The following is a 16,155-nucleotide window of genomic DNA, read 5'->3' as shown; positions in this document are numbered from 1 at the left end:
GGGGCTCAGCGGTCATTCATCCGGCCGAGCTCGTTGTCAATGAAGGCGAACACCTCGTCGGTACTCGCCGCCTCGATGCGTTCCGTCACCGCGAGTCCCCCGGTCTCCGTGCCGGTGTCGGTCAGCCGGGCCAGCAACTGCCGTAGCCGTACCGCGACTCCGGACTTGGTGACCTCGTCGGGGTCGCCCGCCGACAGTGCCGCTTCGAGCCGGTCGAGTTCGGCCAGCGGGGACAGTGCGGTGGCCGGGGTGGAGTCGCCCAGCAGGGCCGTCGCGAGGTACTCGGAGACAGCCAGCGGAGTGGGGTGGTCGAACACCAAAGTGGTGGGCAGCTTCAACCCCGTCGCGGTGTTCAGCCGGTTGCGCAGCTCCACCGCCGTCAGGGAGTCGAAGCCCAGCCGACGGAACTCCTGGTCGGCCACGATCGTGTCCGGTGTGGGGTGTCCCAGCACGGCGGCGACCTCGGTCCGCACCAGCTCCGTCAGCAGTTGTGCCCGCTCGTTCTCGCGCACCCCTTCCAAGCGCTGGACCAGGCCGGCCGACCGTCCTCCGGATGCCGCGGTGCGGCGACGGGTTCGTACCAGCCCTCGGAGCATCGACGGTATCTCACCGGTCGATCGAGCGGTCCCCTCAGCGGTCAGCCCTAGGGAGACCACCAGAGGCTGGTCCAGATCGCACGCCGTCCCGAAGAGCGCCAGGCCCTGTTCGAGGGTCAGCGGCGGCATTCCGAACCGGGCCGTCGGCTCCGTGTCCGCCGCGGGCAGGGCAGGCGTCGTGCCGCTGCCTTGAGCCCAGGGGCCCCACGCCACGGACGTTCCCGCGTGGCCCAGACCCCTGCGGTACTGGGCCAGCGCGTCCAGGAACGCGTCGGCCGTGGAGGAGCCGGCGCTCCCCGGGCTGCCCAGCACGCCCGAGACGGAGGAGCACAGGACGAATGCCGACAGGTCCATCTCGCGCGTCGCCTCGTGCAGGTTCCACGCCGCGTCCACCTTCGGCCGGAGGGCTGCGGCCAGTCGCTCGGGGGTCAGCGAGGCGAGCGCACCGTCGTCGTGGACGCCGGCGGTGTGCACGACCGCTGTCAGCGGGTGCCCGGCGGGGACCGACGCGAGCAGCGCGGCCAGGTCGGCGCGGTCCGCGAGGTCGCAGGCGGCGACGGTGACCGTGGCTCCGGCGGCTGTCAGCCGCGCCGTCAGTTCCGCCGCCCCGGGCGTCCGCGGCCCGCTCCGGCCCGCCAGCAACAGGTGTCGCACGCCCTTCTCGGCGACCAGGTGGCGGGCCAGCTCTCCGCCCAGGCCGCCCGTACCGTCGGCGACGAGGACCGTGCCGTCCGGGTCCCAGGCGCGTGCGTCCGGCACGTCCTCCTGGGGCACGCGGACCAGCCGCGCGACCCGGACGGCCTTGTCCCGCACCACCAACTGGTCCTCGTCGTGGGCCAGGAGGGCCGGGACCAGGGAGGGTACGAGCAGGTCGTCCAGGTCCACGAGCAGGAAGCCGCCGGGGCTCTCCGCCTGGGCCGCCCGCACCAGGCCCCACACCGCGGCGGCGGCCGGATCGGTCAGGTCCCCGTCGCCCACCGCGACGGCACCGCGGGTCACGAACACCAGCTGCGAGGCGGACAGCCGCCGGTCGGCCGACCACTCCTGCAACAGAGCGAGCACACGGGCCGAAACGGCCCGCACCGACGCGGGCAGCGGCTCCGTCCCACCAGCGGGGACGACCGGGACCATGACCACGCCCGGGACGGCACCTTCGCCGTCGAGCAGCTGCGCCAGCGAGTCCACACGCCGCACGGACCGTCCGCCGTCCGACTCCAGGGCGTCGCCGAGGCCGAACGGGTCGGCACCGACCACGGCCCACCGGCCGCCGTCGGCCACCGGGGCGTGGGCGTCCGGTGCGTCGAGCCACTCGACGCGAAGGGTCGCCGGCCCAACGGCGGCACCGACGGCAGCCGTGTCCCCCACCTCGGCCGGGCGCAGGACCATGGACGTCGCGGAGAGCACCGGGGCGCCCTCGATGTCGACCGCGGCGAGGGACACCGCGTCCGCGCCGGTGGCGGCCAGGCGCACCCGGACGCTCGACGCGGCTCCGGCGTACACCGACAGGCCGCTGAACGAGGCAGCCACCAAGCGGTCCTGCGTTCCTTCCGGCAGCGCGAAACCGGCGGCCTGGACCACGGCTTCGAGCAACGCCGGATGCACGGCGAACGCCGCCGCGTCCGTGATCTGCTCGGGCAGCGCGACCTCGGCGAACACCTCGGTGCCGCGCCGCCATACCGCGCTCAGGCCCTGGAACACCGGGCCGTAGACGACGCCGTCCTCGGCCGACTCCTCGTAGTGGCCGTCCAGGTCCACCTGTTCGGCGCCCTTGGGCGGCCAGGTGGTCGCGTCGAATCCGGCGGCGTCGTCGGCACCGGCGGTGAGGGTGCCTTCGGCGTGCCGCGTCCACGGCGCACCCGTCGCGCCTTCGGGGCAGGAGTACACGCCGAGCGGGCGCCTGCCCTCGTCGTCGAGGGTACCGATCCGCACCTGGAGCCGCACGGCGCCCTGTTCGGGCAGCGTCAGCGGGGCCAGGAGCGTGAGGTCGTCCACCCGGTCGCAGCCGACCTGGTCCCCCGCCCGGACGGCGAGTTCCGCGAAGCCGGCACCCGGCAGCGACACCGCGTCACCGACCCGGTGGTCCGCCAGCCACGGGTGCGTGGCGAGCGACAGCCTGCCGGTCAGCACCACCTCGTCCGACCCGGCCATGACCACCGCGGCACCCAGCATCGGGTGCTCGGCGGACGTCAGCCCCAGGCCCGACACGTCGCCCACAGCGGCCGAGGCGCGCGGCCAATAGCGCTCGCGCTGGAAGGCGTAGGTGGGCAGGTCCACCCGGCGGGCGCCGGTCCCGGCGAAGTACGCCGTCCAGTCGACCGGGACGCCCTGGACATGCAGCCGGGCCAGGGCGGTGACAGCAGCGGTCTCCTCCGGCCGGTCCTTGCGCAGGACCGGAACGGTCGTCGTCCCCTCGGGCACACTCTCGGCGGCCATCGCCGAGAGCACTCCGTCCGGGCCCAGCTCCAGGAGGATGTTCACGCCTTCACCGGCCAGGGTCCGTACGCCGTCGGCGAAGCGCACGGTCTCACGGACGTGCCGCACCCAGTATTCGGGCGAGCACAGTTCCTCGGAGGTGGCGAGCCTGCCGGTGAGGTTGGAGACCACCGGCACCGACGGTGCGTGGAACGACAGGCCGCTCACCACCGCGCGGAAGTCCTCCAGCATCGGTTCCATCAGCGGCGAGTGGAAGGCGTGCGAGACCGGCAGTCGATGCGTCTTGCGGCCCTCGGCCGTCAGCTTGGCCGCGAGCTCCAGCACCGCGTCCTCGGCACCGGAGACGACCACTGACGACGGGCCGTTGACCGCCGCGATCGACACCTCGCCGGTCAGCAGCGGCAGCACCTCCGCCTCGGTCGCCTGCACGGCCACCATCGCGCCACCAGCGGGCAGCGCCTGCATCAGACGGGAACGGGCGGCCACCAGGCGGCACGCGTCCGGCAGCGGGAAGACGCCCGCCACATGCGCGGCCGCCACCTCACCGATCGAATGACCGGCCACGAACTCCGGGACGATCCCCAGCGACTCCACCAAGCGGAACAGCGCCACCTCCACCGCGAACAACGCGGGCTGGGTGAACCCGGTTTCGTTCAGCAGACCGGCGTCATCGCCCCACATCACCTCGCGCAACGACCGGTCCAGCGACAGGTCCAGCTCCGCGAACACCGCGTCCAGGGCCTCGGCGAACACCGGGAAACGCTCGTACAGCTCCCGGCCCATGCCCAGCCGCTGCGCACCCTGACCCGAGAACAGCACTGCCGGCCGGCGGTCGGCCAGGGCGCCGCGAGCCGCCTCGACGACGCCGTCCTCGGAGGACAGGAGCACGGCTCGGTGCTCGAACACCGACCGGCCCGCCGCCAGCGAGTACCCGATGTCGAGCGAGGACGCCGCGGTGCCGTCGGCCGCGTAGGACCGCAGCCTCTCCAGCTGGGCGTCCAACGCCGCCTCGGTCCGGCCCGACACCACCCACGGCACCACATCCGGGACCGCCACCGGCCCCTGGGAAACCGGCGGTTCGGCGGCCGGTGCCTGCTCCAGGACCACGTGCGCGTTCGTTCCGCTGATGCCGAACGACGAGACACCGGCGCGGCGGGCACGGCCCGACTCCGGCCAGGCCGTCTGCTCCCTCAGCAGCTCCACCGAGCCCGCCGACCAGTCCACGTGCGACGAGGGTTCACTCACGTGCAGCGTGCGCGGCAGGATGCCCTGCCGCATCGCCATCACCATCTTGATGACGCCCGCGACACCGGCCGCGGCCTGCGTGTGACCGAGGTTCGACTTCACCGAACCCAGCCACAGCGGACGCTCCGCGTCCCGGTCACGCCCGTACGCCGCCAGCAGGGCCTGCGCCTCGATCGGGTCACCCAGCTTCGTCCCCGTGCCGTGCGCCTCCACCGCGTCGACGTCGGCCGGGGACAGCCCGCCGCTCTCCAGCGCCTGGCGGATCACCCGCTGCTGCGACGGACCGTTCGGAGCCGTCAGACCGTTCGACGCACCGTCCTGGTTGACCGCGGAGCCCCGGACCACCGCGAGCACCGGGTGCCCGTTGCGCCGGGCGTCGGACAGCCGCTCCACCACGAGCATGCCGATGCCTTCGGACCACGCGGTGCCGTCCGCGTCGTCGGAGAACGCCTTGACCTGACCGTCCGGGGACAGGCCGCCCTGGCGGCTGAAGCCGGCGAAGCTCGTCGACGTCGCCATCAGGGTGACGCCACCGGCCAGTGCGAGCGAGCACTCGCCACCGCGCAGCGCCTGCGCGGCCCAGTGCAAGGACACCAGGGACGACGAGCACGCGGTGTCCACGGTCACCGCGGGGCCCTCGAAGCCGAACGTGTAGGACAGCCTGCCCGAGATGACGCTGGCCGCGAGCCCGGTGCCCGCGTGGCCCTCCACGTCGTCGCGTGCCTTGAGGACGAGATTGGCGTAGTCCTGCCCGTTGGTGCCGACGAAGACGCCGGTCCGGCTGCCGCGCAGCGTCGCCGGGTCGATCCCGACGTGCTCGAATGCCTCCCAGGACACCTCGAGGAGGAGGCGCTGCTGCGGGTCCATCGCCACCGCCTCACGTGGCGAGATCCCGAAGAAGTCCGCGTCGAACTCCGCGGCGTCGTAGAGGAAGCCGCCCTTGCCGGTCGCGCTGGCGCCCTGCCCGCCGCCGGCGAGGAGGTCGAGGTCCCAGCCACGGTCCGAGGGGAATCCCGCGATGCCGTCGCGGCCGTCGACCAGCAGCTGCCACAGTTCCTGCGGCGAGTACACCCCGCCGGGGAAGCGGCACGCCATGCCGACGATCACGATCGGGTCGTCCGTGAGCGCGGCGGGGGCCGCGACGGGAGCGTCCGGGTCCGCCCGCTCCCCCACCAGCTCGGCCACGAGGTGTTCGGCGAGGGCACGAGGGGTGGGGTAGTCGAAGACAAGGCTGGTGGGCAGGGCCAGGCCGGTCACGCCCATGAGCTGGTTGCGCAGTTCCACGGCCGTCAACGAGTCGAAGCCGAAGTCCCGGAAGGCCTTGTCACCGCTGATCGCCTCGGCACCGGTGTGTCCGAGGACGGCGGCGGCCCGCGTGCGCACCATCGAGAGCACCAGGGCCAGACGCTCGGCGCCGGTCCCGTTCGTCAGCTGTTTCCGTAGACCGGACACCGCCGACTCGCTGTCCCGACGGGCCTCGCGCACGGCCTCCGCCGCCCGGAGCGCCTCGGGCAGCTCGTCGAGCAGCGCGCTCGGCCTGAGGCTCAGGAGCGCCTCCAGCACGCGTGGCTGTCGCAGGTCCGCGAGCACGACCGACGCCGCCGGTTCGGCCACTACCCGGGACAGTGCCGTGACCGCGGACTCGGGGTCCAGGACGGCACCGCCCGTACGCACGTCCGCCCGGTCGGCCATACCGTCGCCCGCCCACGCCCCCCAGGCGATCGACGTCGCCGGGAGGCCGGCCGCGCGCCGCCGTTCGGCGAGGGTGTCCAGCACCACGTTGGCAGCGGCGTAGTTCGCCTGGCCGGGGTTGCCGACGGCGCCCGCGATCGAGGAGAACAGGGCGAACACCGACAGGTCCAGCTCACGGGTCAGCTCGTCCAGCAGGAGCGCCGAGGCGACCTTGGAGCGGAACACCGCCTCGAACCGCTCCTCGGTCAGCCCGTCGAGCACACCGTCGTCCAGCGTGCCGGCCGCGTGCACCACCGCAGTCAGCGGGAACTCCTCCGGTACGGCCGCGAGAACGGCCGTGAGGGCGGCCCGGTCGGAGACGTCGCAGGCAGTGACGGTGACCTCGGCGCCGAGCGCGGTCAGTTCGTCCCGCAGCTCCGGTGCGCCGGGCGCCCGCAGACCACTGCGGCTGAGCAACAGCAGGTGCCGCGCGCCGTTCCGGGCCAGCCAGCGGGCCACGTGCCCGCCCAGCGCACCGGTGCCGCCGGTGATCAGCACGGTGCCCGAGGGCTCCCAGCGCTTGTCGTGCTCACCGCTCGGCGCGGGCACCAGCCGGCGGCCGAAGGCGCCCGAGGCCCGGATCGCGACCTGGTCCTCTCCGCCCACGCCCGCCAGGACGGCGGCGAAGCGCCGCGCGGACCGCGCGTCGAGCGTCTCCGGCAGGTCGACGAGTCCGCCCCAGTGTCCCGGGTACTCCAGCGCGGCGACCCGGCCGAGGCCCCAGACCGCGGACTGCGCGAGGCCGGGCAGCCCGTCGGAGCGGCCCACGGACACCGCGCCCCGCGTCACGCCCCACAGCGGGGCCGCGATCCGGGCGTCGTTCAGCGCCTGAATGAGGACGGTGGTACCGATCAGACCGGCGGGAACACCCGCGGCGCCGCACGTCTCGTCGAGCGCCAGCAGGGACACGACGCCCGCGAACTCCAGTCCCTCTTCTGACAGTTCGGCGAGCTGCTCGGCCAGTCGCGCGCGGTCCTGACCGTCGACGTGGAGGCGCACCGCGTCCGGGCCGAGCGCGGCGACGGCCGAACCGACCCACGCGTCGTCGGCCATGCCGGCCGGGGTGATCACCAGCCATGTCCCGGACGGCGCGACCGAGGACACGCCCGTGAGCGGGCGCCACGCCTCGTGGTAGCGCCAGGAGTCCACCGCCGACTGCACGCGACGGCGAGTGCGCCACGACGTCAGGGCGGGCAGCACGGCTTCGAGCGAGCCACCGTCGATCTCCAGGCTCGACGCGAGGGACGTAACGTCCTCCCGCTCCACCGCGGCCCAGAACTCCGCGTCCACGGCGTCCGTACCGGCCGCGACGACGGCGGCGTCGGCCAGTCGCGGCCAGTACCGCTCACGCTGGAAGGCGTAGGTGGGCAGGTCCACCCGGCGGGCGGCGGTACCGGAGAAGAACGCCTCCCAGTCGACCACCACACCTTGGGTGTGCAGTCGCGCCAGAGCGGTGACCGCGGCCATCTCCTCCGGCCGGTCCTTGCGCAGGACCGGAACCGTCACGGTCTCCTCGGCCACCGACTCGGCAGCCATCGCGGACAGCACACCGTCCGGACCCAACTCCAGAAGCGTTCCGACGCCCTCGGCCACCAGGGTCCGCACCCCGTCGGCGAAGCGCACGGCCTCACGGACGTGCCGCACCCAGTACTCCGGCGAGCAGATCTCCTCCGCAGCAGCCACACGGCCGGTGAGGTCCGAGACCACCGGCACCGACGGCGCGTTGAACGACAGACCGTCGACCACCGCACGGAAGTCATCCAGCATCGGCTCCATCAGCGGCGAATGGAACGCGTGCGACACCGACAACCGCGAGGTCTTACGACCGTCGGCCGCCAGACGGCCCGCGATCTCCAGCACCGCGTCCTCGGCACCGGAGACGACCACCGAGGACGGGCCGTTGACCGCCGCGATCGACACCCCGTCGGTCAGCAGCGGCAGCACCTCCGCCTCGGTCGCCTGGACAGCAACCATCGCACCGCCCGAAGGCAGTGCCTGCATCAGCCCGGCACGTGCCGCGACCAGTCGGCACGCGTCCGCCAGCGAGAACACACCCGCCGCATACGCGGCCGTCACCTCACCGATCGAATGACCGGCGAGGAAGTCCGGCTTCACACCCCACGAACGCACCAAACGGAACAATGCCACCTCGACCGCGAACAACGCCGGCTGCGTGCGACCGGTCTCGTTCAACGCCTCGGCATCGTCACCCCACATCACCTCACGCAACGAACCGTCCAACAACGGCTCCAGCTCCGCGAGCACCTCGTCCAGAGCTGCCGCGAACACCGGGAAACGCTCGTACAGCTCCCGGCCCATCCCCAGCCGCTGCGCACCCTGACCCGAGAACACCACCGCCAACGGACGATCGACCGCCACACCCCGCGCCGCCTCGACCACACCGTCAGCCGACGACAGCAACACCGCACGGTGCTCGAACGCCGAGCGGGCCGTCGCCAGCGAGAAACCGATGTCCACCGGGTCGGCGCCGTGCGCGCCATCGGCCGCGAACGACCGCGTCCGGTCCAGCTGCGCGTCCAGCGCGGCCTCGGACTTGGCCGACACCACCCACGGCACCACGCCCGGCACCACGTCGGGGCGCTCCGCCGGTGCCGTGACCTGCGGCGCCTGCTCGACGATGACGTGGGCGTTCGTGCCGCTGATACCGAACGACGACACACCCGCCCGCCGTACCCGGCCCTCCGGCCAGGCCGTCTGCTCCGTCAGCAGCTCCACCGAGCCCGCCGACCACTCCACGTGCGAGGACGGCTCGCTGATGTGGAGGGTGCGCGGCAGCACACCGTGGCGCATCGCCATGACCATCTTGATGACGCCCGCGACACCGGCCGCGGCCTGCGTGTGACCGAGGTTCGACTTCACCGAGCCGAGCCACAGCGGACGCTCCGCGTCCCGGTCACGCCCGTACGTGGCCAGCAGGGCCTGCGCCTCGATCGGGTCGCCGAGCGGGGTGCCCGTGCCGTGGGCCTCGACGGCGTCGACGTCGGCCGGGGACAGCCCGCCGCTGGCCAGCGCCTGGCGGATCACCCGCTGCTGCGAGGGACCGTTCGGCGCCGTCAGGCCGTTGGACGCGCCGTCCTGGTTGACGGCCGAGCCGCGCACCACCGCGAGAACGCGGTGGCCGTTGGCCTGTGCGTCCGACAGTCGCTCGACGACCAGCATGCCGACGCCTTCGGACCAGCCGGTGCCGTTGGCGTCGTCCGAGAACGCCCGGCACCGGCCGTCGTTGGCCAGCCCGCCCATGCGGGAGAACCCGGTGAAGCCCATCGCGGTGGACATCACCGTCACACCGCCCGCCAGGGCAAGTGAGCACTCGCCGCTCCGCAGGGCCTGCGCGGCGAGGTGCAGGGACACCAGCGACGACGAACAGGCCGTGTCGACCGAGACGGCCGGGCCTTCGAGGCCGAGGGTGTAGGACAGCCGGCCGGAGGCGACGCTGACCGCGAGGCCCGTGGTCGCGTGGCCTTCCACGTCGTCCTTGGAGCGCATGATGAGCGTGGAGTAGTCCTGACCGCTCACGCCGACGAAGACGCCGGTGCGGCTGCCGCGCAGGGCCGCCGGGTCGAGCCCGGAACGCTCGACGGCCTCCCACGACACCTCCAGCAGCAGGCGCTGCTGGGGGTCCATGGCCAGGGCCTCGCGCGGGGAGATGCCGAAGAATCCGGCGTCGAAGTCGGCCGCGCCGCGCAGGAAGCCACCCGCGCCGGTGGGATCGCCGATGCCGTGCTGGTCCCAGTCGCGGTCGTCCGGGAATCCCGAGATCGCGTCACCGCCGGAGGCGATGAGGTTCCACAGGGCCTCCGGGGAGTCCACGCCGCCGGGGAACCGGCAGCTCATGCCGACGATGGCGATCGGCTCGTCCATGGCCGCGGCCTTCGGCGCGGGGGTGCCGGCCGTCGCTTCGGTGTCCGCGCCCACCAGTTCGTCGCGCAGGTACTCCGCGAGCCTTCTGGGGGTGGGGTAGTCGAAGACGAGGGTGGCGGACAGGGCGATGCCGGTGGTGGTCGACAGCCGGTTGCGGAGTTCGATCGCGGTCAGCGAGTCGAATCCGAGCTGGCGGAACTCCCGTTCGGCGGCGATGGCCTCCGGTGAGGGGTGCGCGAGGACGACGGCGGCCTCGGCGCGGACGAGGTCGACCAGGAACCGCAGGCGCTCCTCCTCGCCGAGCCCGGCGAGCTGCTGGGCCAGGTCCTTGCGGGACGCGCGGGCGGCGCTGCTCGCCACCGAGCGGCGGCCGGTCGTGACGAGGCCGCGCAGTACGGCCGGCAGACCGTCCGCCGAGGGCAGCGCGCCGGAGCCGGAGCCGATGGGCAGTGGGACGACCAGTGCCTCGTCGGTCGTGGTGGCGGCGTCGAAGAGCGCGAGGCCCAGCTCCACCGACAGGGGTGGCATGCCGCCGCCGCTGATGCGGCGTACGTCGCGGTCGTCGAGGGTGCTGGTCATGCCGGCACCCTGCTCCCACGCGCCCCACGCGAGGGACGTCGCGGGCAGGCCCTGGCTGTGCCGGTGGTGGGCCAGGGCGTCGAGGAAGGTGTTGCCGGCGGCGTAGTTGCCCTGTCCGGGGCTGCCCATGACGCCGGCGGTGGAGGAGTAGAGGACGAAGGCCGCGAGGTCCAGGTCGCGGGTCAGTTCGTGGAGGTGCCAGACGGCGTCGACCTTCGGACGGAGCACCGTGGCCAGGCGCTCGGGGGTGAGCGAGGCGATGACTCCGTCGTCGAGGACACCCGCCGTGTGCACCACAGCGGTCAACGGGTGCTCGGCCGGGATCCCGGCGAGCAGACCCGCCACGGCGTCACGATCAGCGATGTCACTCGCGACGACCGTCACCTCGGCACCCTGGGACGTCAGCTCCTCACAAAGCTCCGCCGCACCCGGAGCGTCCGGACCTCGACGGCTGACCAACAGCAGATGACGAACCGAACGCTCCGCGACCAGATGACGGGCCAGTTCCGCCGCGAGACCACCGGTACCACCGGTGATCAGCACCGTGCCGTCCGGCTCCCAGGCGCGGGGCAGGCTCAGCACGATCTTGCCGACGTGCTTGGCGAGGCTCATGTAGCGGAACGCGTCCTTCGCACGGCGCACGTCCCAGGTCTTCATGGGCAGCGGCCGCAGGGCGCCCCGGTCGAACAGGTCGACCAGTTCCGTCAGCATCTGCCGGATCCGGTCGGGGTCGGCGAATCCGAGGTCGAAGGACCGGTAGTCGACGTCCGGCAGGGTGTCGGCGTCGCGGATGTCGGTCTTGCCCATCTCCAGGAAGCGGCCGCCGGGCGCCAGCAGGCGCAGCGACGCGTCCACGAACTCACCGGACAGGGCGTTGAGGACGACGTCGATCCCGCCGTCGCCCGCGACGGCGGCGAAGGCGTGCTCGAAGTCGGTGGTGCGCGAGGAGGCGATGTGGTCGTCGGCGACGCCGAGCGCGCGCAGGACGTCCCACTTGCCCTCGCTCGCGGTGGCGAAGACCTCCGCGCCCAGGTGACGGGCCAGTTGGACGGCGGCCATGCCCACGCCGCCCGCGCCCGCGTGGACGAGGACCTTCTCTCCGGGGCGCAGTCCGGCCAGGTCGACCATGGCGTAGTAGGCGGTGAGGAACACCAGCGGCACCGAGGCGGCGGTCTCCCACGACCAGTCGTCGGGGACGGGCGTGAGGAGCCTTTCGTCGACGACGCCCAGGGGGCCGAAGCCGCCGAACAGCATGCCCATGACGCGGTCGCCGGGGCGCAGGCCGGTGACGTCCGGGCCGGTTCCGGTCACGACGCCGGCGGCCTCGGAGCCGAAGAGCCCGGCCTCGCCGGGGTACATGCCGAGCGCGTTGAGGACGTCACGGAAGTTGACGCCGGCGGCCCGTACGTCGACGCGCACCTGACGGCCGGTCAGCGGTTCGAGGACCTCGGGGCAGGGGATGAGGGCCAGCCCGTCGAGGCTGCCCTTGGCGGCGCTGCCCAGCCGCCACGGGGTGCCCGGCGGGGGCACCAGGGCGCCGGCCGACGCGAGGCGCGCGAGGCGGCCGACCCGTAGGGTGCCGGCGCGGACGACGGCCTGCGGCTCGTCGGCCTCCAGCAGCCCCGGGAGGGCGGGGAGCAGGGCGGCGGAGTCCGCCGATTCGTCGAGGTCGACGAGGAGGAAGCGGCCGGGGTTTTCTGCCTGCGCGGACCGCACCAGGCCCCATACGGGCGCCGCGGCGACGTCGGTGACGCTCTCGTCGCCGGTGGCGACGGCGCCCCGGGTCACGATCAGCAGCCGGGAGCGGGCGAACCGCTCGTCGGCCTGCCACTCCTGGAGGAGGCGCAGCACGCGGTCGGTCAGTTCGTGCGCCGATTCGGGGACGCGGGTGGGGTCGCCGGTGACGGGGACGACGACGGTCTCCGCCGTCGTGTCCAGTGCGGTGAGGGTGGCGGCGTGGAGCGGGGTGACGCCGGCGGACTTCAGGGCGTCGGCCAGGGCGAGGGTGTCGTCGCCGAGGACCGCCCAGCCGGTGTGGTCGGTGGTCGCCGGCACGGTCTGCGGTACCCAGTCGAGACGGAACAGGGAGTTCATCTCGTCGCGGCGGGTGTGCGCGGCCGCCGCCTGGGGCGAGGCCGACCGCAGGGTCAGCGAGGTCACCGAGATGACGGGAGCGCCCTCGGCGTCGACGGCGATCAGTTCGACGGCGTCCGGGCCGCAGTTGGTGATCCTGACCCGCAGTACGGAGGCGCCGGAGGCGTGCAGCGAGACGCCGCTCCAGGAGAAGGGCAGCAGGCCCCGCTGGTCGCCGTCGGCGCTGGCGAAGACGGTCGAGTGCAGGACCGCGTCGAGCAGGGCCGGGTGGACGCCGAAGGCGTCGGCGTCCTTGACCCGCTGGTCGAGGGCGACCTCGGCGAAGAGTTCCTCGCCGCGTCGCCAGACCGCGCGCAGGCCCCGGAAGACCGGTCCGTAGTCCAGGCCCGTCTCGGCGTAGCGCTCGTACAAGCCGTCCAGGTCGACGGTGTCGGCGCCGTGCGGCGGCCACTGCGCGCCGTCGAAGCGCAGCGTCCGCTCGTCCTTGGCGAGCATGCCGGTGGCGTGCAGGGACCAGTCCTGGTCGGGGGCGTCGGCGGGGCGCGAGTGGAAGCGCAGCTCCCGGCGGCCGTCCTCGTCGGCGCCGCCCACGTGGATCTGCACCTGGGTGGTGCCGCGCTCGGGCAGGATCAGCGGCGCGACGATGGTGAGGTCCTCGACGGACGCGCAGCCGACCTCGTCGGCGGCGCGGATCGCGAGCTCCAGGAAGCCGGTGCCGGGGAAGAAGACCATGCCGCTGACGACGTGGTCGGCGAGCCACGGGTGGGTGCGCAGCGACAGGGTGCCGGTGAGCACCAGTTCGTCGGAGCCCGCCATCACCATCGTGGCGCCCAGCAGGGGGTGCTTGGCGGGGTTCAGGCCGAGCCCGGCGGCGTCGCCGGCGCTCATGGACACCTGCGGCCAGAACCGCTCGTGCTGGAAGGCGTACGTGGGCAGGTCCACCCGGCGGGCGCCGGTACCGGCGAAGAACGCCTGCCAGTCCACCCGCACGCCGGCCGTGTGGAGCCGGGCCAGGGCGGTGACGGCGGTGGTCTCCTCGGGGCGGTCCTTGCGCAGGACCGGCACGGTCGGGGTGCCGGCCGGAACCGATTCCTGGGCCATGGCGGACAGGACGCCGTCCGGTCCCAGCTCCAGGAGGGTGCCCACGCCTTCGGCGGCGAGGGCCCGTACCCCGTCGGCGAAGCGCACGGCCTCCCGGGCGTGGCGCACCCAGTACTCGGGGGCGCACAGTTCCCCGATGCCGGCGAGGGCGCCGGTGAGGGTGGAGACGACGGGGATCGCCGGCTCGGTGAAGGCCAGGCCGGTGACGACCGTGCGGAAGTCGTCGAGCATGGGCTCCATGAGCGGCGAGTGGAAAGCGTGCGACACCGACAGCCGCGACGTCTTACGGCCGTCGGCGGCGAGACGACCGGCGAGGTCGAGTACCGCGGCCTCCTCCCCCGCGATCACCACGGACGTCGGGCCGTTGACCGCCGCGATCGACACCTTCTCGGTCAGCAGCGGCAGCACCTCCGCCTCGGTCGCCTGGACGGCCACCATCGCACCACCGGACGGCAGGGCCTGCATCAAACGGCCCCGCGCCGCCACGAGACGGCAGGCGTCCTCCAGCGAGAACACCCCCGCCACATGCGCCGCGGCGATCTCACCGATGGAGTGACCGGCCACGAAATCGGGGGTGACGCCCCACGACTCGACCAGGCGGTACAGCGCGACCTCGATCGCGAAGAGCGCGGGCTGGGTGAAGCCGGTACGGTCCAGCGCCGCGGCGTCGTCGCCCCACATCACGTCCCGCAGGGGGCACTCCAGCAGCGGGTCGAGCTCGGCGAGCACCGCGTCCAGCGCCTCGGCGAACACGGGGAAGGCGCCGTACAGTTCCCGGCCCATGCCGAGCCGCTGCGAGCCCTGCCCCGAGAAGAGCACCGCGGACTTCGCCCGGCCCGCGGCGAGGCCCTCCACGGCGCCGGGGGCCGTGCCGTTCGCGGCCCAGGCGGCCAGGGCGGCGCGCAGGCCGTCACCGTCGTCCGCCACGACGGCCAGCCGGTGCTCGAAGCCGGCCCGGGAGGTGGCGAGGCTCAGCGCCACGTCCAGCGCGGCGGGGCGGGTTTCCGTCTCCAGACGGGAGAGCAGGGCGGCCGCCTGGTCGCGCAGTGCCTCGGCTGTCCGGCCGGACAGCACCCACGGCACGGCGCCCGGCCGTCGGACGGGCTCCTCCCCCGCCGCGGTGGTGGTGTCCGCCGGCGCCTGCTCGATGATCACGTGCGCGTTGGTGCCGCTGACGCCGAAGGACGACACACCGGCCCGCCGGGGGTGGTCCGCCTCGGGCCAGTCACGGGCCTCGGTCAGCAGGGAGACATCGCCCGCCGTCCAGTCGACGTGTGACGAGGGGGTGTCGGCGTGCAGCGTCTTCGGCAGGACGCCGTGCCGCATCGCCATGACCATCTTGATGACACCGGCGACACCGGCGGCGGCCTGGGAGTGACCGATGTTCGACTTGATCGTCCCCAGCAGCAGGGGCCGTTCGCGGCCCTGCCCGTAGGTGGCGAGCAGGCTCTGCGCCTCGATGGGGTCGCCGAGCGGGGTGCCCGTGCCGTGGGCCTCGACCGCGTCGACGTCCGCCGGGGACAGCCCGGCGCGCTCCAGGGCCTGCCGGATGACCCGCTGCTGCGCCGGGCCGTTGGGCGCGGTGAAGCCGTTGGAGGCGCCGTCCTGGTTGACGGCGGAGCCGCGCACCACGGCGAGGACGGGGTGGCCGTTGCGCTGGGCGTCGGAGAGCCGTTCCAGGAGCAGCACGCCGACGCCCTCGGACCAGCCGGTGCCGTCGGCGGAGTCGGCGAACGCCTTGCAGCGGCCGTCGCGGGCGAGGCCGCCCTGACGGCTGAACTCGACCAGTGAGCCGGGGGTGGACATCACATTGACGCCGCCCACGAGCGCCAGCGAGCAGTCGGCGTTGCGCAGCGACTGCACGGCCAGGTGCAGGGCGACCAGCGACGACGAGCAGGCGGTGTCGACGGTGACGGCGGGGCCTTCCAGACCGAGCGCGTAGGAGAGCCGGCCGGAGACGGCGCTCGCGGCGATGCCGGTGCCGACGTCGCCGGTCGCGTCGTCCAGCGACCTGACGGTCAGATAGGCGTAGTCCTGGCCGTTGGTGCCGACGAACACGCCGGTCCTGCTGCCGCGCAGCCCGCCCGCGTCGATGCCGGCCCGTTCGAAGGCCTCCCACCCGGTCTCCAGCAGCAGGCGCTGCTGGGGGTCGATGGTGACCGCCTCGCGGGGCGAGATGCCGAAGAAGCCGGGGTCGAAGTCGGCGACGGAGCCGAGGAAGCCGCCGCGCTGGCTGACGCTGGTGCCCCGGTCGTCGACCTCGCTGGTGTGCAGGGCCTCCAGGTCCCAGCCGCGGTCGGTGGGGAAACCGGAGATGGCGTCCGTGCCGGAGGCGACGAGCTGCCACAGGTCCTCGGGCGAGTACACCTCGCCGGGGTACCGGCAGCTCATGCCGACGATGGCGATCGGTTCGGTGGCGGCGGTGACCAGTTGCCGGTTCTGCCGCCGCAGCCGCTCGGCTTCCTTCATCGCGGCACGGAGTGCTTCGACAACC

Annotated in this window: 1 pseudogene; it reads right to left on the bottom strand. The window is 73.5% G+C overall.

From position 1 onward, the window contains the following. Nucleotides 1-5: 5 nt before the first annotated feature. A pseudogene (locus tag AB8O64_RS33485) lies at nucleotides 6-16,145 on the bottom strand (type I polyketide synthase); the annotation flags it as partial. Between the last annotated feature and the right edge of the window lie 10 nt (nucleotides 16,146-16,155).

The sequence above is a fragment of the Streptomyces sp. QH1-20 genome, from assembly GCF_041283565.1.
Classification (GTDB): Bacteria; Actinomycetota; Actinomycetes; order Streptomycetales; family Streptomycetaceae; genus Streptomyces; species Streptomyces syringius.
This window is presented reverse-complemented; position numbering and strand designations above follow the sequence as displayed.